Source organism: Aeromicrobium choanae (genome assembly GCF_900167475.1).
GTDB classification, from domain to species: domain Bacteria; phylum Actinomycetota; class Actinomycetes; order Propionibacteriales; family Nocardioidaceae; genus Aeromicrobium; species Aeromicrobium choanae.
In genome coordinates this window covers 1896760-1920917 of the sequence record NZ_LT796768.1, presented here as the reverse complement: position 1 = coordinate 1920917, position 24158 = coordinate 1896760, and the positions used below count along the sequence as shown (strand labels likewise).

Below are 24158 nucleotides of genomic sequence, written 5' to 3'. Positions count from 1 at the left end.
TCGTATGTGACGCCTCTCACGCAGCGCAAGGAAAAGTTGAGATTAGTTTCAAGTGCCGTCCGCACGGCCACCACCCACCAGGCCCGGAGGGTGACGACGGAAGGGAGCCTCGCGTGACGCTGGGGTCAGCTGGCGGCGAACGCGGCGTCGATCACCGCGGGTGAGGCATTCAGCATGCGCAGCCCCAGCAGCGCGAAGTGATCACCGATCTCCTCCGGCGCCCACCGACCGTCCGGGCGGTACCAGCGCGCGACGTCGACGCACAGGGAGAACAGCGCCGTGACGGTCACGTCGATCCGAGGGCACTCGAACAGCTCCAGCTCGACACCGCGGTCGATGATCGCCCGCACCAGGCCCACCATGGCCCGCCGGATCGCGGCGATCTCCGCATAGTGCTCAGGATTCAGGGAATCCAGCTCGTTCGCCAGCACGTGGGAGACGAACTGCTCCCGCGCATTTCCGGCGCTCATCACCCGCATCACCCCGGCGAACTGGGCGCCCGGACCCGTCTGGGTGGCCAAGACCCGCTGCATGTCACGCAGCGCATTCTCGTGACCGTCCTTGGCGACGAGAAAGAGCAGCTCCTCCTTGGAGCGGTGGTGGGCGTACAGGGCCGAGGCGCTGATGCCCGCCCGCTCGGCGATGCCGCGGGTCGACGCGCCCCCGAATCCGTGCTGGCCGAACTCGGCGCGTGCGGCATCGAGGAGGCGCGCTCGCGTGCGATCGCCGCGAGGACGCTGCTTCCGCTGTTCCATGCCGACGCCACTCCTTTGACTTCACCGCCATTGACGAGGCGCGATGCTTCATCATATCGTCGCAGACATAACCGATCGATCGCTCAGTTTGCCGTGCCCGCGCGGTGATGCTGCGGAAGGAACTCCCGCGTGACAACAACTCTCGGACACGACGAGGTCCACCGCCGTCGCGCGCTCGCCATGCGGCTTGGCGGTGCCGACCAGGTGGCACGCCAGCACGCCCAGGGGAAGCTGACCGCCCGCGAACGGGTCGACCTGCTCGCGGACCTGGGCACCCTGCGTGAGTTCGGGATCCTCACCGGACGCGCGGAGTACTCGGCCCAGGGCGAGCTTCGCGCCTTCGTCCCGAAGGGCCAGGTCGATGGGCTCGTCGAGATCGACGGCAGGCCTGCCGTCGTGAGCGCGGGTGACTTCACCGTCCGTGGTGGGGCGGGGGGTGTCGATGCCGTGGGCTTCGGTCGCGAGCCGTTGGCCGCCGAGCGCGCGTTGGAGTCAGGTGTTCCCCTCATCCGACTCCTCGACGCCAGCGGCGGCAGCGTCAAGAGCTTCCTGGACCTGGGGCGCACCTATCCGCCCGACGGCAACACGTTCGTGGCCTCCGAGGTGGATCTGCTCCAGCTCGCGCCCGTGGTCTCGGCGGTGATGGGTCCCGTGGCCGGGCTTCCGGCGGTGGCCGCATGCCTGGGTCACTTCAACGTCATGGTCAAGGAGACGTCGCAACTGTTCCCCGGCGGACCACCGGTGGTGAAGGCCGCCCTCGGACTGGACATCACCAAGGAGGACCTCGGCGGATGGCGTGTCCACGTCGAGGAGAGCGGCTCCGTCAACAACGTGGCCGTCGACGAGCACGACGCGCTCGCTCAGATCCGCACGTTCCTCTCCTACCTGCCGACCAACGTGCACTCGATGCCACCACGAGCGACGCCGCTCGCTCCGAGGACCGACCCCGCCACCCTGCGTGACGTGATCCCCGAGGACAGCAGGGCTCCCTTCGATCCGCGGTCGGTGATTGACGCCGTGGTCGACCAGGCCTCGTTCTTCGAGCTGTCGCCCGCCTACGGTGGCTCCCGGGTGACCGGGCTCGCCCGGGTGGACGGCTACCCCGTCGGCATCATGGCGAACGACCCCGGCGTGCTGGGAGGGTCCACGGACACCGCCGCCGCGATGAAGACGATTCGACTGATCCAGATCTGCGATCAGTTCCACCTCCCCCTGATCTCCCTCGCCGACGAGCCGGGGGTGCTGGTCGGGCCCGACTCGGAGCGGGCGGGCATCGAGAACGCGGGCGCGCGCCTGGTCTGGTCCGTGTGCCGCAGCCGCATGCCTTGGATGACGGTCGTGATGGGGAGGCTGTTCGGGGTGGGCGGACAGACTCACCATCGCCCCTCCGGGATGTTTCGACGCATCGCGTGGCCCACCGCCCAATGGGGGTCCATGCACATCAGCGGGGGCACCTTCGCCGCCTTCCGGAGCCAGATCGAGTCCGCACCCGACCCCGAGGCCGAGCAGGCCCGCATCGAAGCGCAGTTGCGAGCCGTGACGTCGCCCTTCCGGACAGCCGAGGCGACCGGCCAGGACATCGTCGATCCCGCCGAGACGCGAGTTCTCGTCGTGGGCTTCGTCCGCGACGCGCAGCTTCCGCTGGCCCGCCAGCTCGGACCCTCGCCCACGCCGTTCCATCCCTGAACCCTCGGAGCCATCGCATGAAGAAGGTACTGATCGCCAACCGCGGCGAGATCGCGATCCGCATCATCCGCGCCTGTCGCGATCTCGGACTGACGTCCGTCGCGCTGCACACCGCGGAGGACGCCTCGGCTGCCTATGTCGCACTGGCAGATGAGGCGCTGCCGCTGCCGGGTCGAAGCGCCGCCCACGCCTACCTGGACATCGACGAGATCCTCGCCGCGGCGAACGAATGCGGGGCAGACGCCGTGCACCCCGGCTACGGGTTCCTGTCCGAGAGCGCGGAGTTCGCCCGGCGGGTGCTTGGCGCGGGACTCACCTGGGTCGGGCCGCCAGAGAAGTCCATCGACCTCCTGGCCGACAAGTCATCGGCCCGTCACATCGCGGAGGAGTCGGGTGCACGCCTGATCCCCGGCAGCAGTGGTCCCGTCGCGTCGGTCGAGGCCGTCCACGCGTTCGTCGCCGAGCACGGCCTCCCGGTGGTGATCAAGGCGGTGCTCGGCGGCGGCGGACGCGGCCAACGAGTCGTCACGACGATCGACCAGATCGACGAGGCGTGGCTCTCGGCGCGGCGTGAGGCGGAGGTCGCCTTCGGGTCCAACCCGTGCATGGTCGAGCGACATCTGAGTCGCGTCCGCCACGTCGAGACACAGTGCCTGGCCGACAGCAGCGGCAATGTCCGGATCGTCGGCACGCGCGACTGCTCGCTCCAGCGCCGCAGCCAGAAGCTGGTCGAGGAGGCACCGGCACCCCTGCTGAGCACGGAGCAGGTGCAGCACCTGCATGACGTCTCCACGGCGATCTTGCGGGCCGTGGGCTACGTCGGCGCCGCCACCTGCGAGTTCCTGCTCGATCAGGGTGGCGCTCTGTACTTCCTCGAGGTCAACACCCGCCTCCAGGTCGAGCACAGCGTCACGGAGGAGGCGACCGGAGAGGACCTGGTCACGGCCCAGCTGCGCATCGCCGACGGGGAGCAGATCCAGGCCGGAGCGGTCGAGGCCGACCGCCACGCGATCGAGTTCCGGATCAACGCCGAGGACCCTGGCCGGGACTTCCTCCCCATCCCCGGCATGGTGCGCTCACTGACCATCCCGCACGGCCCGGGAGTCCGCTGGGATGGTGGGGTGACGGCCGGTGAACGCGTCACCACCAACTTCGACTCGCTCATCGGCAAGCTGATCGTGACCGGCCCGGACCGGCCCACGGCGCTGGCGCGTGCCCGCCGCGCCCTGGCTGAGTTGTCCGTGGACGGGATCCCCACGGTCATCGACTTCCACCGGGCGATCGTCGAGCATCCCGCGTTCGCCGAGACCCCGTTGAGCGTGCACACCCGTTGGATCGAGCAGGACTGCGACGTGCGGCTCGATCCCTACAGCCCGAACATGGTCGATGCCGGTAGCAGGAGATCGATCGGGTCCGAGAGCTCCGTCACGGCGAGGGCCGCGCGCGCCGGTGACGTCGTCTCGCCCATCACGGCCACCGTGCTCCATGTCCATGTCGAACCGGGTGCTCGCGTGTCTGCCGGGGACGTCGTCGTCGTCGTGGAGGCGATGAAGATGGAGCAGCAGATCCGCGCGACCACACCGGGAACCGTTTCGGCGGTGCACGTGGCCACGGGAGACGGGATCATGACCGGGCAAGCCCTGGTGAGCATCGACGCATGACGGAGCCTCGCGACGGCACGCACCCCTTTCTCCGGGCACTCGACCGCCTGACCGCGGCGTCGGAGGTCGGTGACGAAGCGGCCTTCGCCCACCTGTTCTCCCCGGACGCCACCATCTGGCAGAGCACCGTGCAGCGCGAGACGAGCGTCCCGGAGTTCGTCCGGATCCTGCGGATACTCGACCGCACGGTCACGGAGCTCCAGTATGTCGACCGTCGGGTCGACGTGTTCGAGAGCGGCGCGGTCGAGCAGCACGTGCTCGAGGGCACGCGCATGAGCGACCGGATGCGCGTGCGACTCCAGGCGTGTGTCGTCGTCAGGTTCGACGAGCGCGGCCTGATCCGCGAACTGCGCGAGTACATCGACTCCGGGGAGGCCGCGGAGTTCGTGTCGCGTCATCGCAGCAACACCGGGACTTAGGGACAGGACGGCCCCAGGATCTCCCTCGATCCTGGGGCCGCCCGGCCTGTCCCCCTCGCCTCAGCGCACCCGCAGCACGAACGCGCGGCTCGCCGGCGCGGTCAGTGACGTGCCGCTGAACCGTGCCGTCAGGCGCACCGAGGACTTCTGGCGCGGCAGGGTCACGGTGACCTTGCCGCCCTTGACGTTGCCGGACCCGAGCAGCTTCGAGCCGCGGTAGATCCGGACCTTCCCGGAGCTCTCGACGAAGCCCGGCGTGCGGACCACGACGCGCACCTTCGCGCGCGTCCGCGGCGTGACCTTGCCGTTGAGGACCTTCGCCGACACGGTGGCCTTCGCCTTCGCGATCGTCACCGCGACCGACGTCTGACTGGCGTCGTGACCGCGGTCGCCGCCGTAGAAGACGGTCACCGCGGTGGTGCCCGGCCGCAGGGCCGTGCCGGGCACGTTGATCGTGGCCCTGCCGCCGCGCATGATCGCCGAGGCGACGATGCGACCGCCGACCGTGGCGTAGACCAGGCCGCCGGCGTCGGGGGCCCCCGTCACCGAGATCGCGGTCGGCTTGCCGTAGGTGCCGCGGGCCGCCGTGGCGGTGATCGCGGAGTCGGCGCGGACGTCGACCGCGACCGTGCCGGCCGAGTCGGCGTAGCGACCCTCGCCCGCGAAGGCCACGTCGAGCACGTGGCGACCCGCGCGCAGCGAGCCCGCGGGGACCGTGACCGTGGCGCTGCCATCGGCGACCGTGGCCGTTCCCAGCACCTCGTCACCGAGGGACACGGTGGCCGTGCCTCGGGGTGAGCCCGTGGCCGAGCCGACCGTGACGGCGACGTCGAAGGCCTCGTCGGCCCACACGACCGACGGCACCTTCGCGGTGGTCGTCGTGGCGACCTCGGCGGCGGCGCCGGGATCGAAGCCGACGATCACGGGGTCGTGGTCGCTGGCCCGGAACGGCGTGGACGCGTCGAACAGGTTCGTCACGTTGTTGTTGAACCGGCTGTACTCGCGGCCGATCGACTCGGGCGCGTTGATCGTCCAGACGTCGGCGCCGGTCACCCGCGCGAACGCGGCCGAGGAGGCGAACACGTGGTCGAGCGACCCGTGCATGCCCTCGAACTGGTAGGTCTCCTCGTCCGTGAGGCGCTGGTCGACGTTCACGAACCCGGCGTCCTCGATGATCGCCAGCGGGTCCTCCTTGGCGTAGGAATTGAAGTCGCCGAGCAGGAACACGCGGTCGGTGTCGGACTGCGCCTCCAGCGAGTTCACGAAGTCGACGAGCGCCTCGGCCTGGCCGACACGAGCCCGGTTGGACGCGCCCTGACCGTCGCCCTGGTCGGCGTTCACGCCGTCGCCCGAGCCCTTCGACTTGAAGTGGTTGACGATCGCCAGGAAGTCCTGGCCGGCGTCGCCGTCGACCGGGCGGAACTCCTGCGCCAGCGGGGCCCGGGCGTTCGCGAACGCGGGCGAGTCGAGGATCACCGACGGCCCGACCGGCTCGACCGCGTCGCGCTGGTAGATGAACGCCGTGCGGATGACGTCGCGACCGGAGGTCGGGATCGTCGACGGCGACAGGACCGCCGCCCAGCGCTGCGAGCCGGCATCGGCGTTGAGCGCCGCGACGAGGGTCTTGAGAGCCTCGTCGCGATCGGCGCCACCGAGCGAGCCGGTGTCCTCGATCTCCTCCAGCGAGAGCACGTCAGCGTCGAGGGTGTTGATCGCCTTCACGATCTTGGCCTGCTGGCGGGCGAGGCTCACGTCGTTGGCGGCACCGCGGGGACCGTTGTTCGTGCAGGTGTTCACGGTGATGCGGTTGCCGTCGCGGTCGGTGTACCAGGTGCAGGTGCCGCGGTTCGAGGACACCCAGTCCTCACCGGTGGTGGTGAAGTAGTTCAGCACGTTGAACGAGGCCAGCTTGACCGCGCCGCCGACGTCCTTCGGCGCCGTCTCGCGCGTGCTCTGCGGGGCGATCGTGGCGGACTCGCCCCCGGCGGCGAAGGGCTGCGTGGGCTGGAGCTTCCACGTGCTGTTCCGCCAGTCCAGGACCAGTGGGTCGTCGATCGTGACCGACGCGCCCGTGCGGACCTCGTTGGTCGGCGTCAGCCACGGACCCGGGCTCGCGCGGTTCGTGCCCGACGTGAAGTTGATGCTCTTGCCGTCGTCGAGCGTGATCATGCGGGCGGCGTTCTGCGCGACGAGGGCGTCGTAGGCCGACGTGCGCGGACGGACCTCGTTGGTCGGCTGCGGCAGCACGGTGTCGCCCGCCGCCAGGCCCAGCTCGCCGAAGGTGTTCGTGCCGTAGTTGTTCGTGATCGTGTACGTGCCGGCCGTGGCGTCGACGAGCATGCCCTCGAGGGACTCGCGCTGCGCCTCGGCCATCGGGAACGTCACGGGGGTCGGCGTCACGGTGCCGGCGGTGGTCGCGTCCTTCCACGAGGCCGCCGTGATCTGGGTGAGGCCGTTGAACTCCGACACGGCGCCGGTGACGTCGATCGTGTCACCGAGGTCGACCGACTGCGCGAACGCGGTGGACGATCCGAAGACGAACAGGCCGTGCGAGGCGGGGCCGGCGGTACCGCCGGTTCCCGGCGTCTGGATGTACGCGCCGTTGAAGCCGCCCGACGCGTAGAGCGCGGTGACGACTCCCGTCGTGGTGACGGTCTGGCCGACGCGCGGGCTGGCCGCACCCGTGCCCTGGATCTGCGCGATCGTGACCGTCTCGGACGGCTCGGGCTCCTCAGGCTCGGCGTCGCCGGGGCCGGCGCACGTGGCGCCGCACGGCACCGGGGTGGGCGCCGCGGTGGTGAAGTCGGTGGAGTTGGCGTCCGTGTCCACGCCGGCGGCGCGCGTCACCGACGCGGTCACCGAGTAGCCGTCGGCCTTCGGCGCGCCCTCGTAGGTGTTCGAGGCGCCGTAGCCGATCAGGTCGACCAGCGACGCGTTGGCGCGGACGGCGGCCAGGTCGCCGGTGAGCGCGGTCTCGGACGAGACGAGCGCGATCGTGCCGCCGTTGGCGTTGCCCGAGAAGCCGGTCGTGCTGGCGACGTCGGGCGTGGGCAGCGCGGCACCGTTGGCGGCGTTCGAGTTGCCGCTCACGAGCAGGGTGCCGCCCGGCTCGAGATGCCGGTCGCCGAGAGGGACCACGGCCGTGAAGTTCGCGGTGCCGTTGTACGGGCGGTACTGCACGGACCAGCCGTTGACGCTGATGTCCTCGTCCGTCGGGTTGTGGAGCTCGACGAACTTGTTCAGGTAGGTGGCGCCCGCGGAGCCGCCGTTCAGGTAGACCTCGTTGATGACGAGGCCGGAGCCGTCGGGGGCGGCGGTGGCCGCTGGCGGCACCGCCACGGCCGCACCGGCCGCCACGGCGAGCGCGGTCAGACCGCGAAGGACAGGACGAGACATCGGGATTCCCCTCGAATGGTGCTGATGGAGTGAGCCGGGGCGGCCCGCGTGCGGACCGCCCCGGCTCAGGTCACTACTTGACGAACGTCTTCGCGGACGTCGTGGAGCCGTTCGCGACGGAACTGCCCTTGTAGAACACCCGCAGCGTCGCCTTGCCGCGCGGGAGCTTGGCCAGCTTCACGCGGGCCACGCCGTCCTTGACCGTGGCCTTGCCCACGACCTTGGTGCCGCGCTTGACCACGACCGTGCCGGTGGGCGTGAAGCCCTTGGCCGAGACGCGGGCCTTCAGGACCGCACCCTTGGACTTGATCTTCGAGGAGACCACGGCGCGCACCGAGGTGTCGGCCTTCGTGACCTTGACGGTCACCGTGGCGTCGGCCGGCTCGTACGAGGCGCTGCCGTTGAAGAACAGGCCGTAGGTGTGCGAGCCCGGCTTGAGCGCCGTTCCGCCGAAGCGGAACGTGCCCTTGCCGTCGGACAGGAAGGCCGTGCCGACCTGGATGCCCAGCTGGTTGGCGACGTACACGATGCCGCTGGTGCCGGGGGCGGCCGTCATCGTGATGGTCGCGCCCGTGCCGTACGGCGTGGTCGAGCCCGTCGCGGTGAACGGCGTCTCGCCCTTGATGACCTCGACCGAGACGGTGCCCTCGGAGCCGGCGACCGTGGCGGAGCCCTGGTAGGACACCGTCAGCGTGCGCTGACCCAGACGCAGGTCGGCGGCGTCGACCTCGACCTCGCCGGAGCCGTCGGTCACCGTGCCGGTGCCGACCTGGGTGTCGCCGTCACGGACGACGACCGTGCCGTCGAGGTCGCCCGCGGCGGCGGTGACGTCGACCGAGACGTCGAACGTCTCGCCCTTCGTGACCTGGGCGGGCGCGGTGGCGGTCGTCGTGGACGCGGCCTTGTCGACCGACAGCGGGATCGTGGCCACGGTGCCGCTCGGCGACGCCTCGGCGCGGATGGTGCCGCCCTCGATCGCACCTGCGGGCACGGTGAAGGAGAACTGGCCGGAGGCGCCGTTGGTGACCGGCTGGCTGCCCAGGTCGAGCGTCTGGCCGTCGCCGTACTCGAGGGTGGCCTCGACCGAGGTGTTGGCCGGGCTGCCGAGCGAGGTCAGGTTCAGCTTCGGCAGCGAGAACGTCGCCGTCCCGCCGACCTCGTACGAGTCCTCGAGGCCCGTGACGGCCACGGAGCGGCGGCCGAAGTCGGGGCTCACCGGGGACTTGGCGCCCAGGTACTCGATCCAGCCCTCGTAGTCGACGACGCCGGTGTCGACGTACGTTCCCTCGGCGAAGGCGCGGAAGTTGTCGCCGCCCGTGGCCAGGAACGACGGGACGATGACCTTGTAGGACTTCGCCGGGTCGAGCAGCTGGTCGTCGATCCAGACGCTCGTGACGCGGTCGCCCTCGGCGCGGGTCGCGTCGTACGTGTAGCGGACGTTGTCGGACACGCCCAGCTGCAGGTACGGGCGGCTCGGCACCGTGTTGTCGGGGTTGCGCTGCCACTGCTGCTCGAAGACCTTCTTCAGCGACGCGCCCGTGAGCGTGACCGTGAAGAGGTTGTTCGTGAACGGCAGGACGGCGTTGGCCTCGGCGAACGTCACCGAGCCGTCGGTGTTGTTCGGGCCTCCGGCGGTGGTGTTGCCGGTGAAGAACAGCTCGTCGCGCAGGCCGCCGGGGTTGTTGATCGACAGGTCGGCGGGGGCGTTCGTCGCCTTGGACTGGGCGAGCATCGCGTCGGGCACGAGGTTGCCGATCGTGGACTCGCTCGCGCGGTCGTCGCGACCGGTCTTCGGCGCGGCCGGGTTCGACGGCGTGTAGACGCCGTTGACGTAGCTGCCGCCGGTGTAGGCCGTGGTGACGTCGGCCGTGATGTCGGCGACCTTCTCGTTGCCGATCGTGGCGGCGTACGCGAGGGCGTTGTCGACGATCGTCTTGACCGCGGCGACGCGGGGCAGCTGCTCGTTCGCGGTGGCGACGCGCGGGACGTTCGCGACCGTGTGCGAGGCGACGTCACCGGTGTCGGGATCGACCGACAGCGTGACCTTGCCGATGTTCTCGCCGTAGCTGCCCGTCTGGATGATCGGACGGGTCTTCGTGGCCTCGCCGGGGATCGGGGCGTCCCACGCGTAGGCCTTGTGGGTGTGGCCGGTGAAGATCGCGTCCACCGAGGCGTCGGTGTTGTTCACGATGTCGGCGAAGGCACCGCCGTGGGCGACCTCCTCCGCCAGGCTCGAGCCGTCGGGCGTGCCGGCGCCGGCGCCCTCGTGGAACGCGGCGACGATGACGTCGGGCCGGTCGGCCTCGGGGAGCGCCTCCAGGCGGTCGACCTCGGTGTTGACGGACTCGACCGGGTCGGTGAACGTCAGCGTCGAGATGCCCGAGGGGGTCACGAGGGACGGGGTCTCCTCGGTGACCGCGCCGATCACCGCGACCTCGAGGCCGCCGACGGTGAAGGTGGCCGACGCCGGCAGAGCCGCGGCGCCGGTGGCCCGGAGCTTCACGTTCGCACCGAGGTGCGGGAAGTCGGCCCGGTCGGTGACGCGGTTGACGAGGTCGTCGAAGCCGCGGTCGAACTCGTGGTTGCCCACGGAAGAGACGTTCAGGTCGAGCGCGTTGAGCACGTCGATCGTGGGCTCGTCCTGCTGAGTGGAGGACGCGAACGGCGAGGCGCCGATGTTGTCACCGACGGAGAGGAAGAGCGTGTTCGCCTCTCCCGCACCCTGTCGGATCTGCTCCACGGTCGTCGCGAACTTCGTGGTGTTCGTGTCGATGCGGCCGTGGAAGTCGTTGATGTCGACGAGGGTGATGTCGACGGGGTCGGCCGCGGTGGCCGACGGGGCCACGACGATCGGTGCGCTCAGCAGCGCTCCGATCGCAAGGGCCGAGAGGGAACGTCGGGACTTCAAGGTCTGTGTCCTTTGTCGCAGGGGAACCGGTTCGCCACACCGTAACCCTGAGAATCAGCCAAGAGACCGGACTGACCATGACATTTTGGTTAAGACGCGGCAAAAGGTCGGGGGCGCCCCGCGAGCACCCGCGCGTCAGAGGGCGATGACCGCCCGGAGCCGGCACGGGCCCTCGGGCGCGGCCACGATCGGGTCCATCGCGAAGGGCACGCTGGCCCCGGCCCTGACCCGGTCGAGCTCCACGATGCGCGCCGGTCCGGTCTGCTGTCCGATGAACGCCGTGACGCGGTAGTCACGGACCTGCTTGCCCGTGTTCTTGAGCGTGCCCTGCACCTTCCAGCCGCCCTTGGCGTTGCGGCGGCAGACGTACGAGGTGATCGCCAGCGGATCGACCGTGCCGGTGGCCTCGGTGGCGACCTTCCCCGGGGTGGTGGAGGCCGAGCCCTCCGACGGGGTGGGGGCATCGCCGCCCCCGCCGCAGCCGGCCAGGGCGAGGACGAGCACCACCGGGAGCCACGCACGCATGGGGCCATCCCATCACGACGTCTCGGAGCGCTTGCGGAGGCTCACCCGGCGACCGTTACGATCGAAGGTGAGGAATCCATCATCTTTACGGGAGGTCGCGTGACCATCGAACGCATCGGAGTCGTCGGGGGTGGCCTCATGGGCTCCGGCATCGCAGAGGTGAACGCGCGCGCCGGCATCTCGGTCGTCGTCGTCGAGGTCACCGAGGAGGCCGCCGCCGCCGCACACGGCCGGATCGAGACCTCCCTGCACCGCGCCGTCGACCGCGGGAAGCTCACCGAGCAGGACCGCGACGCCACCCTCGCCGCCATCCACGTGACGACCGACCTGGACGACCTGGCCGACCGCCAGCTGGTCGTCGAGGCCGCCAGCGAGAAGGAGTCGATCAAGCTCGACCTCTTCACCCGCATCGGCAAGATCCTGCAGGACCCCGACGCGATCCTGGCCTCCAACACGTCGTCGATCCCGATCGTGAAGCTGGGCGCCGCGTCCGGCCGCGCCGACCGCGTGATGGGCGTGCACTTCTTCAACCCCGCGCCGGTCATGAAGCTCGTCGAGCTCATCCCGTCGCTGACGACCTCGGACAAGACGCTCGACCGGATGCGCTCCTACGTCTCGGACACGCTCGGCAAGCAGCCCATCGACGCGACCGACCGCGCGGGCTTCATCGTCAACTCGCTCCTGGTGCCCTACCTGCTGTCGGCGATCCGGATGTACGAGGCCGGGTACGCCTCGGCGAAGGACATCGACAACGGCATGGTGCTGGGCTGTGGCCACCCGATGGGGCCGCTCGCGCTGAGCGACCTCATCGGGCTGGACACGATCAAGGCGATCGGCGAGTCGATGTACGAGGAGTTCAAGGAGCCCCTCTACTCGCCGCCGCCGCTGCTCGACCGCATGGTCGACGCCGGCCTCATGGGCAAGAAGTCGGGGCAGGGCTTCTACCCCTACCCCTGAGCCGGGTCAGCCGGTCCGCTTGCCCAGGCCCTGCTCGGGCAGCAGCTTGAGGAACAGGCCCTCGGCCTCGGCGCACACGACGTCGCCGTGGCGGAGCTCGCCGCGCAGGAACCACTTGCGGCCGTCGACCCGCTCGATCCACACGACGGCCTCGAGCTCGGTGTCGATCGGGGTCAGCGCGCGGTAGTCGGTGTTGAGGTAGGCGGTGCGGGTGATGCCGCCGGCGGAGACCGACGCCAGGATGCCGAGCACCTCGTCGAACAGCAGCGTCACGGCGCCGCCGTGCACCGCCATCCCGCCGCCCATGAACCAGCGCCCGAAGCGCACGGTCCCCTCGACGCGGTCGGCGGTGCGCGAGGTGACGTCCAGCTCGGGCAGCATCGCGTGGCCGCGCACGGGCAGCTCGGCGACGCGGCCGTTCACCTGGTGCTGCTCGTCGGTGACCGACGGCTCGAGCCGCTCGCGCCACCGCGCCAGGTCGGCGGAGAGGCCGTCGATCGCCTCGCGGTCCATCGGCATCGCGGCGAGCGCGTCCTGCACCGCGTGCAGGTTCCGCACCAGCTCGCCGTAGGCGCGGACGTCGTCAGCGGCGAAGTCGCCCTTGAACATCTCTTCCCAGCTCACCGGGCCGAGGCTACCCAGCGCGCCGGGTGACGCCCTCCACCGCTCCCCCCTCGCCACTCCGCCCGCTCCGCCCGCTCCCCCTCCACCACTTTTGGAACGGGTTGCACGCCTCGCCCCGGGATCGACGTTGATCCTGCTCCAAAAGTGGGCCGGGGTGGGCGGGGGGAACCGACCGAGCCGCCGCCGCTCACCGGGAGGCCCCGACCGCTGGTCGCTCGTGGCCGGGCTAGAGGTGCACGGCGCGGGCAGGAGTCGACACAATGGCAGCGTGACGTGACCCACACGCACCGTTCGACCCCGCCGGAGGCCCCATGATCGTCCCGCTCACCCTGCGCGACTTCCTCGACCGCGCCCGCACCGTCTACCCCGACCGCGTCGCCGTGGTCGACGAGCCGAACCAGGTGGCGGACTCGTGGGGCGAGGTCACCTACGCCCAGCTGTACGCGAAGGCGCGCAGTCAGGCCGCGACGCTCGACGAGCTCGGCGTGCCGCAGGGCGCGCGGGTCGCGATGGTCTCGCACAACGCGGCGCGTCTGCTGGCCTCCTTCTACGGCGTGGCCAACTGGGGCCGCATCTTCGTCCCGGTGAACTTCCGGCTGGCGCCGGCCGAGATCGAGTACATCGTGGAGCACTCCGGCGCCGAGGTGGTCATGCTCGATCCCGAGCTGGAGCACCTCGCCGCGGCCTGCTCGGCGGCCAAGCACGTGTTCGTCCTGGGCCGCGACGACGACCGGATCTGGGCGTCGAAGGCCGAGCCGGCGCAGTGGGAGCCCGACGAGAACGCCACCGCGACCATCAACTACACCTCGGGCACGACCGCCCGGCCCAAGGGCGTGCAGCAGACGCACCGCGCCCGGTGGGTCAACGCCACCACGTTCGGCTGGCACGCCACGCTCACCGACCGCGACGTCTACCTGCACACGCTGCCGATGTTCCACTGCGACGGCTGGGGCCTGCTCTACTCGGCCACGGGCGTCGGCGCGAAGCAGGTCGTGATCCGCCAGATCGACGGCACCGAGATCCTGAAGCGCATCGAGGAGCACGGCGTCACCGTGCTGGCCTGCGCTCCCGCCGTGCTCAACGCCACGCTCGACGCGCTCGAGGACTGGACGGGCGACACGGGCCGCGACCGGGTGCGCTGCATCGTGGCCGGCGCTCCCCCGCCGACCCGCACGATCCAGCGGGTGCGCGAGGAGCTGGGCTGGGAGTTCATCCAGATCTACGGCCTCACCGAGACCTCGCCGCTGCTCACGATGAGCCGCATGCGCGAGGAGTGGGACGACCTCGAGGCGCAGGAGCAGGCGCGCCTGCTGGCCCGCGCCGGTGCCCCCACGATCGGCACGCGCGTGATGATCGACGACCAGGGCGAGATCCTCGTGCGCAGCAACACCGTGCTCGAGTCGTACTGGGAGAACCCGGAGGCCACCGAAGAGGCGCTGGCGGGCGGCTGGTTCCACACCGGCGACGGCGGCGTCTACGAGGACGGTTACGTCACGATCGCCGACCGCAAGAAGGACGTCATCGTGTCCGGTGGCGAGAACGTCTCGTCGATCGAGGTCGAGGACGCGCTGGCCTCGCACCCGGCCGTGCGTGAGGTCGCGGTGATCGGCGTCCCCGACGACCGGTGGGGCGAGTCCGTGCTGGCCCTCGTGGTGGTCGACGGCGACGTGACCGAGGACGACCTCCGCGCCCACGCGCGCGAGCGCCTCGCGGGCTACAAGGTGCCCAAGCGTGTCGAGTTCCGCGAGGAGCTCGCCCGCACCGCCACCGGCAAGCTGCAGAAGTTCAAGCTCCGCGAGGCGTACTGGGAGGGCCGCGACCGCCAGGTCAACTGACCTGATCTCGATACGCGGGCTCGTTCCTCGCCCCGCTACTCGATCGACGGACCCCCGGTGATCGAGTAGCTCGCGACGTATCGAGATCACGCAGCCCCGGTGATCGAGTAGCTCGCGACGCAGTCGCGGCGTATCGAGATCCCCCGTCAGCCCGTGTTGCGCAGGCCGTTGGCGATGCCGTTGACGGTCTGCAGCAGCGCGGCGCGCATGTCCTCGTCGACGGCGTCGGGGTCCTCGCGGTAGCGGGCCAGCAGGTCGACCTGGGCGAATGAGATCGGCTGCAGGTACGCGTCGCGCACCTCGAGCGTGCGGCGCAGGCCGGGCTGGTCGTCGAGGACGTGCCGCTCGCCGGTGACCCGCAGCACCTCCTCCACCGTGACCGCATGCTCGGCACGGATGCGGTCGAAGATCGGGCGCAGGTCGGCCGGCACGAGGGTGTTCACGTAGTGCCCGGCGACGTCGAGGTCGGTCTTCGCCAGCGTCATCTCCACGTTCGAGATGAAGGTGCGGAAGAAGTGCCACTGGTCGAGCATCTCGGCCAGCACGTCGCCCTTCCCGGCCAGGCGCGCGGCGCGCAGGCCGCTGCCGACCCCGAACCAGCCCGGCACGATCTGGCGGCTCTGGGTCCAGCCGAACACCCACGGGATCGCGCGGAGGCCGTCGATGCCGCCGCCGGTCTCGGGTCGCCGTGACGGGCGTGAGCCGATGTTGAGGTCGCCCAGCTGGTCGACCGGGGTGGACGCGAGGAAGTACTCGAAGAGCCCTGGCGCGTCGATCAGCCGGCGGTAGGCGGCATAGGCGGCGTCGCTGACCTGGGTCATCGTGTCGTCCCACTGCTGCATCGACTCGGCCGGCGTGCGGGCCTCCAGGTGCAGCGTGGAGGCCTCCAGCACGGCAGCGAACGACAGCTCGAGGTTCTCGTGGCCGAGGCGCGGCAGCGAGTACTTGTCGCTGATGACCTCGCCCTGCTCGGTGAACTTGATGTCACCGGTGAGCACGCCGTACGGCTGGGCCAGGATCGCGTCGTAGGTGGGTCCGCCGCCGCGGCCCACCGTGCCGCCGCGGCCGTGGAACAGCCGCAGGGTGACGCCGTGCTTCTGCGCCACGTCGCGCAGCGCCCGCTGCGCGCGGTGCAGCTCCCACTGCGAGGTCGTGATGCCGCCGGCCTTGTTGGAGTCGGAGTAGCCGAGCATGACCTCCTGCCGGTCGCCGCGCAGGCGCACGAGCGAGCGGTACTGGTCGTCCGAGAGCAGCTCGTCGAGGACGTCGCCGGCCCGGCGGATCTCGTCGACCGTCTCGAGCAGCGGCACGAAGCCGAGCCGCGCGAACGGCGGCGTCTCCTCGCTGCCGACGAGGTCGACCAGACCGGCCTGCCGGGCCAGCACGACCGGCGCGAGCAGGTCGTCACCGCTGACGGTCATGGAGACGATGTAGGACTCGATGACGTCCTCGCCGAAGGCCTCCTTCAGCTCGCGGACCGCGGCGAAGACGCCGTACGTGCGCGCGCCCCACTCGTCGAGCGACGGCGGGTCGGCGGCCAGCGGGCGCAGCCGGCCGAGCTCGCGCGAGAGCAGGGCGAACCGCTCGTCGCGGCTGAGGTCGTCGTACGAGGTCTCGGACTCGTCGAGGCGGTCGAAGAGGAGCGCGAGCGCGTGGTGGTGGGCCTCGGCGTGCTCGCGGATGTCCATCGTGGCCAGGTGCAGGCCCACCGACGAGATGGCGCGGATCCCCCGCGCCAGCATCCGGTCGGCGATCAGCTCGCCGCCGTGCGCGCGCAGCGACGCGTCGACCACGGCCAGGTCGGCCAGCAGCTCGTCGCGGTTGGCGTAGTCGCGGCCCGGGACGTGGGGGGTCCCCTCGGCGACGCGGGTCGCCGAGTTGGCGACCTTGAGCTTCACGCACGACAGCTTGAGCCGGTAGGGCTCGTGCGCGTTCACGCTCAGCAGCCGGGGGTCGAGGTCGGGCAGCGCGACCAAGTCGGCCTGGAGCGACTTCGTCAGCTCGGCACTGACCTCGACGAGCTCGTCGGACGACGACAGCTCGCGGATCAGCAGGTCGAGGTTGGCGTCGACGATGCGGGTGGCGATGCGGTTCTGCAGCTGCAGGATGCTGAGCGTGACCTCGGGCGTGACGTTCGGGTTGCCGTCGCGGTCGCCGCCGATCCAGGTACCGAACGACAGCGGCCGCTGGGCGGGATCGAGGGCGATGCCGTGCTCGGCGAGCCGGTCGGCCAGGTCGGTGCCGATGTCGGGCAGCGCCTCCTCGAGGATCTGCTGCAGGAAGAACACGAGGTGGCGCGCCTCGTCGAGCGGCGTCGGCCGGGTGCGGCGGACGGCATCGGTCTGCCAGATCAGGTCGATCAGCTGGGCCAGGTCGCGGTCCTGCGCGGCCCGGCGCCGACTGCCGGGCTCGGCGGAGTCGACGAGGATGTCGGCGATCCGGCGCAGCTTCGTCAGCACGGTGCGGCGACTGACCTCGGTGGGGTGGGCCGTGAAGATCGCGCGCACGTCGATCCGCTCGATGCCCTCGCGCAGCGCCTCGACGCCCTGCTCGGCGACGATGTCGTCGATCGCACGGGCCAGCCAGCCCTGGTCGTCGGGGCGTGCCTCGATGCCGCGCACGCGGGCCACCTGCTCGGCCACGTTGGCGAGGTTGAAGTAGACGCTGAACGCCCGGACGAGCTTGCCCACCGTGGGCGCGTCGAGATCGGCGAGCAGCGCGCGGATCCGGGAGGCGGCCTCGTGGCGCTCGTCCGGGTCCTCGGACTCCTCGATGACCTTGCCCTGGGCGCGCACGAGCTCGACCTGGTCGAAGAGGTGCTGACCCTCCAGACGCCGCAGGGTCTGGCCCAGCAGGTCGCCGACGCGGCGCACGTCGGTGCGCAGCGAGTCGTCCTTGGATCGGGCGATGGCATCGAACTCGGAGTCGGTCATGGAGCTCCCCTCGGCTGGCGAAAGTCGTGGGGCGCCGTTGCCCGCGACCAGCCTAGTCAGATCCGTGGCGGCGTGGGGGTGACGTGCGGCTCAGGGCGCGTGGTGGACGACGGCGTCGACGAGCTCACGCCACGGGCCGTCGACCTGGCGCTCGGGCAGGGTGGCCTCGCGATCGTTGGCCTGCACCTCGTAGACGAAGCCGTCGGGGTAGCCGTCGCCGGGCGCGGCGTCCCACGGGCACGCCTCGACGAGCGGCCACCAGGCCTGCGCCTCGTCCTCGGACGTGGCCTCGACCGCCCACTGCCGGCGCAGCCCGGCGAAGCCGCCGGTGCGGGTCACCCGGACGACGAGGAGGGGCTGGTCGATTCCGTCCATACACCCACAGACTGCCACGCCGAGCGAACCACGTCAGCAGCGTCGTGGTTTTCGGCGACCGCCACCGTGGCCCGCGCGAACTGCTCGAACGTCGCCCGCGGGGACAGCTCGCCCAGCAGGGTCTCGTACCAGATCCGGCCGGCGACCTCCCAGGCGTTGCCGCCCAGTGCGGTGGCGACGAGGTGGAACGCCTTGTTCGGGATGCCCGAGTTGAGATGGACGCCACCGCTGTCCTGCGTGGTCTCGACGAAGTCGTCCATGTGGGCCGGCTGCGGGTCCTTGCCGAGGACGTCGTCGTCGTAGGCGGTGCCGGGCGCACTCATCGACCGCAGGGCGCGACCCTCGACCGCCGCGGTGAACAGGCCCTCCCCGATGAGCCACGACGCCTCGTCGGCGCTCTGCCCGGCGGCATGCTGCTCGACGAGGGCACCGAAGACGTCGGCGACGGACTCGTTGAGCGCCCCGGACTGGTCGCGGTAGACCAGCCCGGCGGTGTACTCGACCAGCCCGTGCGCCAGCTCGTGGCCGATGACCGAGAGGGATGCCGTGAAGCGCCCGAAGATCTCGCCGTCGCCGTCGCCGAAGACCATCTGGGAGCCGTCCCAGAAGGCGTTGTCGTAGGCGACGCCGTAGTGCACGGTGCCCGCCAGCGGCAGCCCGGCGTCGTCGATCGACTGCCGTCCGTACACGGAGCGCAGCAGCCCGTCGGTGGCGCCGAAGCCGTCGTAGGCCTCGTCGACGGCGATGTCGCCCGTGGGGGGATCACCTTCGGAGCGGACCACCCGACCCGGCAGCTCGGTGCGGTTCTCGGCATCGTGCACCGTGCGCCGCAAGGGCATGTCGGCCGCCGGCGGGCGCGCCGACGGATGGCTGTGGGCGCCGTGCGCGGGCCGCTCTGCCAGCGCGTGCTGGGCCGCGCGGGCGGCCGTGGCGTAGCGGTCGTCCTCCAGCGAGGCGATCTGACGGAGCAGGTAGGGCGGGACGATCCCCCGAATCGTTTCCATGCCCCGACCGTAGGGCCCGGCACCGACATCGCGCGCGGCGACGACTGCCACGTGAGACGGTGCCCGCCATCTGGCCATCGGAAGTAGCCGTTCGGTCGTCCCGGCGACGCCGGGTCGCCGGTTAGCGTGCCGACATGCCCTCCTGGACCTTGCGCGACCGCGGTCGCGACCTGGCTGTGCACGAGGACGACGACCACACCGCAACGCTCACCGTCGACGGCACCGAGGTGGGATCCAAGCGGCTCGGCACCCTCGACGACGTGAAGTTCGAGCTGCCCGGCGAGGACGACCGCGTGGAGCACGTCAAGGTCGAGAACGGGCTGAAGCGCCTGCGCGCCGTCACCCTCGTGGAGCAGCGGGAGCTGAGCCCGATCCGGGTGCCGTTCGTCCCGCCGCCCGACACCCGCGCCCGCCGCCTGTACGACCTGAAGGAGTCTCACCCGAAGGTCTACGCGGCACGGCACGTGGTGTTCGCGCTCGTCGGGTTCCTGGGCATCGGAGCGGCCGTGTCGGCGATCCTGGGCCGGCTCCTGCCCGCCGTCGACTGGTCGTGGCTGCCCGACGTCGACCTGCCGAACATCGATCCGCCCGACTGGCTCCAGTACCTCAACCCGTTCTACTGGCTGCGGCGGATCACCCCGGACTGGGACCTCGGCTGGCTCGCCGACCTGCCGTGGGGCATCATCGTGCCGCTCGTCGTGGCCTGCGGCATCGCGCTCGGCGAGTACGAGAAGCACCGCGCCCGCAAGGAGCGCGAGGAGCGCACCGACGACGAGTGAGGGCTCCGGGGCCGGGCGCACGCGGCGTCGAGTGGCGCAGACCGGGGTCGCGAGTGGCGGGTCAGGGCTGGCGGCGCCAGACGGTGACCTGCCGGCCGCCGTAGAGCGCGGGCAGGTTCTGCGGGGCGCGCGCCTGCACCAGCTCGGCCTGCAGCTCGGCGACCTTCGCCTGGAGTGCGGCCACCTGGTTCTCCAGCGCGATGACGCGCTTGACGCCCTCCAGGCCTAGTCCCTCGGCGGTCAGGTGCGCGACCATCCGCAGCAGCTCGACGTCGCGCAGGGAGTACCGGCGGCCGCCGCCGGACGTGCGACCCGCCTCGACCAGACCCATCCGGTCGTAGGTGCGCAGGGTCTGCGGGTGCAGCCCCGACAGCTCGGCCGCGACGCTGATGACGAAGACCTTCGCCTCAGGACCCGGAGGGATGAAGTCGTTCATGCCGGCACCGCCCCGAGGAAACAATGATGAGGCGGCACCGCCATGAAGTGCCCCATGCTCACTCGCTGACGCTCGTTCATCAGGCACTCCCCGTCCTCGCGGCGCGGAACGCCTCCACCGCGGCCCGCTCGTCGGGCGACGGCTCGTGGGGCACCTGCACCTCGACCGTGATCAGCAGGTCGCCGCGCGACCCGTCGCGCCGCGTGCCGCCCTTGCCGCGCGCACGGAACGTGCGGCCGTTGGGCGTGCCCGGCGGCACCTTGAGCTTGACCGACGGACCGTCGATCGTGGGGGCGCTGACCTCGCCGCCGAGCACCGCGTCGTCGAACGGCAGCGGCACGGTGACGGTGAGGTCGTCGCCCTTGCGCCCGAAGCGCTCGTCGCCCTCGACGTGCACGAGCAGGAACAGGTCGCCGGCGGGGGCTCCGGTGTCGCCCTTGGCGCCCTTGCCGCGGATCTTGATCCGCTGGCCGTCCTTGACGCCGGCGGGCACCTTGACGTTGATCGTGCGGCTGGACGGCGCGCGCCCGGATCCCGTGCAGACCTCGCACGGATGCTCGACGATCAGCCCGCGACCGCGGCACTGCGAGCAGGGCTCGGTCATCGCGAAGACGCCGCCGGAGGCACCGGTCTGCATGCCACTGCCCTGGCAGTTGCCGCACACCTTCGGGACGGTGCCGGGCTTGGCGCCCGTGCCGTGGCACATCGTGCACGGCTCGTCGCTCGTGAGCCGCAGCGGGAGCGTGACGCCCTCGACGGCCTGCCGGAAGGTGATCGTCGCCTCGGTCTCGAGGTCGTCACCGCGGCGCGGCTGCGGCGCGCGACGACGCCCGCCGCGCGCACCCCCGCCGAAGATGCCGCCGAGGATGTCGCTGAGGTCGAAGTCGACCCCGGCGTTCCCGTACGAGCCGCCGCCACCGCCGGGCGGGAAGCCGCCCTTGAACTGGCCGAACAGCGACCGCTGCTCGTCGTACTGCTTGCGCTTATCGGCGTTGCCGACGACCCCGTAGGCCTCGGAGATCGCCTTGAAGCGCTCCTCGGCCTGGGTGTTGCCGGGGTTGGAGTCGGGGTGGTGGTCCCGCGCCAGCTTGCGGTACGCCTTCTTGATCTCGTCGGCCGAGGCATCCTTCTTGACGCCCAGGACCGCGTAGAAGTCCTTCGTCGCCCAGTCAGTCGGTGCGCTCATTCACCCCTCCTCCCTCTCGTGTTCCTTCGTGATCTCGATACGCCGCTCGCAGCGCTCGCGAACTACTCGATCACCGGACTGCTTGCTCGGCGAGCGAGTGCCGGCGAGCGAAGCGAGACGGTGTATCGAGATCATGCGTCAGTCTTCCGGCGAGACCGGCTGCTCGGTGGCCTCGGCGGCGACACCGGGGTCGACGACGCCGACCACGGCGGGCCGCAGGACGCGGTCGCCGACGCGGTAGCCGGTACGCATGACCTGCGCGATGCTCTGGACCGCCACGTTCGGGTCCTCGCCCGCGTGGAAGACCGCCTCGTGCAGGTTCGGGTCGAACGGCTCGCCGGCCTCGCCGAACGAGACCAGGTCGAACTTGCCCACCGTGCCGCGCAGCTGGTCGGCCACGGCCTTGAAGCCGCCGGTCAGCTCACCGTGCTCCTCGGCGCGGCCGAGGTCGTCGAGCACCGTCAGCAGCTCCGTGAGGACCTTCTGCTTGCCCGTCTCGACCGCGCGGACGCGATCGTCCTCGACCCGTCGCTTGTAGTTGATGAACTCCGCCTGCTTGCGCTGGAGGTCGTTCGTCAGCTCGGCGACCTTCGCCTCGAGCTCGGCGACCGGATCGGGAGCGGCCTCCTCGGAGACCTGCTCCTGATCGGTGCCGGCGGCGGGCGCCTCCCCCTCGGGGGAGGTCGCCTCGTCGTCGAACGGCTTCTCGGTCACTTCTGCTCGCCCTCGTCGTCGACGATCTCGGCCTCGACGACGTCGTCGTCATCGGCCGGGGCGTCGCCGGTCGGGGCAGCGCCCTCGGCGCCTGCCTCGGCCGCCGCGGCGGCGTACATCGCCTCGCCCATCTTCGAGCTGGAGGTGCCCAGCTTCGTGACGGCCGCCTGGATGGCGTCGGTGTCGTCGCCCCCGAGGGCCGTCTTCAGCGCGTCGACGTCGGCCTGGACCTCGGTCTTGACGTCGTCGCCGACCTTGTCGCCGTTCTCGGCCAGGAACTTCTCGGTCGAGTGCACGAGCGTCTCGGCCTGGTTGCGGACCTCGACGGACTCGCGGCGCTTGCGGTCCTCCTCGGCGTACTCCTCGGCGTCCTTGACCATCTTGTCGATGTCGTCCTTGGACAGCGCGGAGCCGCCGGTGATCGTCATCGACTGCTCCTTGCCCGTGCCACGGTCCTTCGCCGAGACGTTCACGATGCCGTTGGCGTCGATGTCGAACGTGACCTCGATCTGCGGGACGCCGCGCGGCGCGGGCGGCAGGCCGGTGAGCTCGAACGTGGCCAGCAGCTGGTTGCCGGCGGCCATCTCGCGCTCGCCCTGGTACACCTGGATCGCCACGGACGGCTGGTTGTCGTCGGCAGTCGTGAAGACCTCGGAGCGCTTGGTCGGGATCGTCGTGTTGCGCTCGATGAGCTTCGTCATGACGCCGCCCTTGGTCTCGATGCCCAGCGACAGCGGGGTCACGTCGAGCAGCAGGACGTCCTTGACCTCGCCCTTCAGCACGCCGGCCTGCAGGCTGGCGCCGATGGCGACGACCTCGTCGGGGTTGACGCCCTTGTTGGGGTCCTGACCACCGGTGAGGGTCTTCACGAGCTCGGACACCGCGGGCATGCGGGTGGAGCCGCCCACGAGCACGACGTGGTCGATGTCCTTGACGGTGACGCCCGCGTCACGGATGACGTTGTTGAACGGCGCCTTGGTGCGCTCGAGCAGGTCGGCCGTGATCTTCTCGAACTCGGCGCGGGTCAGCGTCTCGTCGAGGAAGACGGGGTTGCCGTCGACGACCGTGATGTAGGGCAGGTTGATCGACGTCGAGGACGAGCTGGAGAGCTCGATCTTCGCGCGCTCGGCGGCCTCGCGGATGCGCGGCATCGCCATCTTGTCCTTGGTCAGGTCGACGCCCGTGGACGCCTTGAACTTGTTGACGAGCCAGTCGACGACCGCGTTGTCCCAGTCGTCGCCGCCGAGGTGGTTGTCACCGCTGGTGGCCTTGACCTCGATGACGCCATCGCCGATCTCGAGCAGGGACACGTCGAACGTGCCGCCGCCGAGGTCGAACACCAGGATCGTCTGGTCGTCGCCCTTGTCGAGGCCGTACGCCAGCGCGGCCGCGGTGGGCTCGTTGATGATGCGGCTCACGTTGAGGCCCGCGATCTCGCCGGCCTCCTTGGTGGCCTGGCGCTGGTGGTCGTTGAAGTACGCCGGCACGGTGATGACCGCGTCGGTGACGGGCTCGCCCAGGTAGGCCTCGGCGTCGCGCTTGAGCTTCTGCAGCACGAAGGCGCTGATCTGCTGGGGGTTGAACTTCTTGTCGTCGATCTCGACCGACCAGTCGGTGCCCATGTGGCGCTTGACCGAGCGGATGGTGCGGTCGACGTTCGTGACGCCCTGACGCTTGGCGACCTCGCCGGTCAGGACCTCACCGTCCTTCGCGAACGCGACGACAGACGGGGTGGTGCGAGCGCCTTCGGCGTTCGCGATGACGGTGGGCTCTCCACCTTCGAGCACGGCCACGACGGAGTTCGTCGTGCCGAGGTCGATGCCGACTGCACGGGCCATGGTTCCTCCTGAGGATCGCAGTGTCTCTGCTTGAAATCTGTGCCTTGAAAACTGTGGGTCAAAAGACTTGAGTCATACGTTATCAACTTCGATCAAGACGGTTCCATTCCCCCTCCGGTCGAGAGTT

Annotated in this window: 18 protein-coding genes; 6 read left to right on the top strand and 12 right to left on the bottom strand. The window is 70.5% G+C overall.

All coding sequences use genetic code 11. The features are described 5' to 3' along the window. Nucleotides 1-125: 125 nt before the first annotated feature. On the bottom strand, nt 126-755 hold the full coding sequence (locus B5D60_RS09210) for a TetR/AcrR family transcriptional regulator (protein WP_078699878.1): 630 nt from the start codon (nt 753-755) through the stop codon (nt 126-128). 129 nt (nt 756-884) lie between these two features. On the opposite strand from B5D60_RS09210, the gene B5D60_RS09205 reads away from it, so the two are divergent. The 3 genes from B5D60_RS09205 to B5D60_RS09195 are packed head-to-tail and all read left to right on the top strand — an operon-like array spanning nt 885 to nt 4521. Continuing rightward, a complete protein-coding gene (locus B5D60_RS09205) occupies nt 885-2441 on the top strand; it encodes an acyl-CoA carboxylase subunit beta (RefSeq protein ID WP_153302956.1) in 1557 nt (518 codons plus the stop codon). 17 nt (nt 2442-2458) lie between these two features. Then, nucleotides 2459-4102: an acetyl/propionyl/methylcrotonyl-CoA carboxylase subunit alpha gene (locus B5D60_RS09200; RefSeq protein WP_078699876.1), complete on the top strand. Its 1644-nt coding sequence runs from the start codon at nt 2459-2461 to the stop codon at nt 4100-4102. Continuing rightward, nucleotides 4099-4521, top strand: coding sequence for a nuclear transport factor 2 family protein (locus tag B5D60_RS09195; RefSeq protein ID WP_078699875.1), 423 nt, complete (start codon nt 4099-4101; stop codon nt 4519-4521). Before B5D60_RS09200 ends, B5D60_RS09195 begins: the two co-directional genes overlap by 4 nt. 60 nt (nt 4522-4581) lie before the next feature. Here the strand turns inward: B5D60_RS09195 and B5D60_RS09190 are convergent, their stop codons facing one another. The 3 genes from B5D60_RS09190 to B5D60_RS09180 form a co-directional block, all read right to left on the bottom strand. Beyond that, complete coding sequence (locus tag B5D60_RS09190; RefSeq protein WP_078699874.1) at nt 4582-7917, bottom strand: ExeM/NucH family extracellular endonuclease; 3336 nt, start codon at nt 7915-7917, stop codon at nt 4582-4584. 73 nt (nt 7918-7990) lie between these two features. Beyond that, nucleotides 7991-10825 (bottom strand): 5'-nucleotidase C-terminal domain-containing protein, encoded by a 2835-nt coding sequence (locus tag B5D60_RS09185; RefSeq protein WP_078699873.1) that lies wholly within the window; start codon nt 10823-10825, stop codon nt 7991-7993. A gap of 135 nt (nt 10826-10960) precedes the next feature. Beyond that, the gene (locus tag B5D60_RS09180; RefSeq protein WP_078699872.1) at nt 10961-11350 is read right to left on the bottom strand and encodes a hypothetical protein; all 390 of its coding nucleotides are present in this window, start codon (nt 11348-11350) and stop codon (nt 10961-10963) included. Nucleotides 11351-11455: 105 nt separating this feature from the next. Here B5D60_RS09180 and B5D60_RS09175 point away from each other — a divergent pair, with 105 nt between their 5' ends. Beyond that, nucleotides 11456-12307, top strand: a complete 852-nt coding sequence (locus tag B5D60_RS09175) for a 3-hydroxybutyryl-CoA dehydrogenase (protein ID WP_078701367.1) — start codon at nt 11456-11458, stop codon at nt 12305-12307. A gap of 6 nt (nt 12308-12313) precedes the next feature. On the opposite strand, the gene B5D60_RS09170 is transcribed toward B5D60_RS09175, so the two are convergent. After that, entirely contained in the window at nt 12314-12931 is a 618-nt protein-coding gene (locus B5D60_RS09170) for a PaaI family thioesterase (protein ID WP_153302955.1), read from the bottom strand. A 311-nt stretch (nt 12932-13242) separates the two neighbouring features. Here B5D60_RS09170 and B5D60_RS09165 point away from each other — a divergent pair, with 311 nt between their 5' ends. Further along, nucleotides 13243-14766 carry an AMP-binding protein gene (locus B5D60_RS09165; RefSeq protein ID WP_078699870.1) on the top strand — a complete coding sequence of 508 codons (1524 nt, stop codon included), beginning with the start codon at nt 13243-13245 and terminating at the stop codon, nt 14764-14766. A 146-nt stretch (nt 14767-14912) separates the two neighbouring features. Here the strand turns inward: B5D60_RS09165 and ppc are convergent, their stop codons facing one another. The 3 genes from ppc to B5D60_RS09150 form a co-directional block, all read right to left on the bottom strand. Continuing rightward, entirely contained in the window at nt 14913-17699 is a 2787-nt protein-coding gene (ppc, locus tag B5D60_RS09160) for a phosphoenolpyruvate carboxylase (protein WP_078699869.1), read from the bottom strand. A gap of 90 nt (nt 17700-17789) precedes the next feature. Beyond that, the gene (locus B5D60_RS09155; RefSeq protein WP_078699867.1) at nt 17790-18074 is read right to left on the bottom strand and encodes a protealysin inhibitor emfourin; all 285 of its coding nucleotides are present in this window, start codon (nt 18072-18074) and stop codon (nt 17790-17792) included. Next, entirely contained in the window at nt 18035-19078 is a 1044-nt protein-coding gene (locus B5D60_RS09150) for a M4 family metallopeptidase (RefSeq protein ID WP_078699865.1), read from the bottom strand. The genes B5D60_RS09155 and B5D60_RS09150 overlap by 40 nt, the downstream gene beginning before the upstream one ends. 134 nt (nt 19079-19212) lie before the next feature. Between B5D60_RS09150 and B5D60_RS09145 the strand changes: the two genes are divergently transcribed. Continuing rightward, nucleotides 19213-19857 (top strand): hypothetical protein, encoded by a 645-nt coding sequence (locus B5D60_RS09145; RefSeq protein WP_153302954.1) that lies wholly within the window; start codon nt 19213-19215, stop codon nt 19855-19857. A 61-nt stretch (nt 19858-19918) separates the two neighbouring features. On the opposite strand, the gene B5D60_RS09140 is transcribed toward B5D60_RS09145, so the two are convergent. The 4 genes from B5D60_RS09140 to dnaK all read right to left on the bottom strand — a co-directional run bounded on the left by B5D60_RS09140 (nt 19919) and on the right by dnaK (nt 24031). Continuing rightward, nucleotides 19919-20293 (bottom strand): heat shock protein transcriptional repressor HspR, encoded by a 375-nt coding sequence (locus B5D60_RS09140; protein WP_078699862.1) that lies wholly within the window; start codon nt 20291-20293, stop codon nt 19919-19921. Nucleotides 20294-20372: 79 nt separating this feature from the next. Continuing rightward, complete coding sequence (dnaJ, locus tag B5D60_RS09135) at nt 20373-21479, bottom strand: molecular chaperone DnaJ (protein WP_078699861.1); 1107 nt, start codon at nt 21477-21479, stop codon at nt 20373-20375. A gap of 138 nt (nt 21480-21617) precedes the next feature. After that, on the bottom strand, nt 21618-22193 hold the full coding sequence (locus B5D60_RS09130) for a nucleotide exchange factor GrpE (protein WP_078699860.1): 576 nt from the start codon (nt 22191-22193) through the stop codon (nt 21618-21620). Then, nucleotides 22190-24031 (bottom strand): molecular chaperone DnaK, encoded by a 1842-nt coding sequence (gene dnaK / locus B5D60_RS09125; RefSeq protein WP_078699858.1) that lies wholly within the window; start codon nt 24029-24031, stop codon nt 22190-22192. Before dnaK ends, B5D60_RS09130 begins: the two co-directional genes overlap by 4 nt. Nucleotides 24032-24158 lie beyond the last annotated feature (127 nt).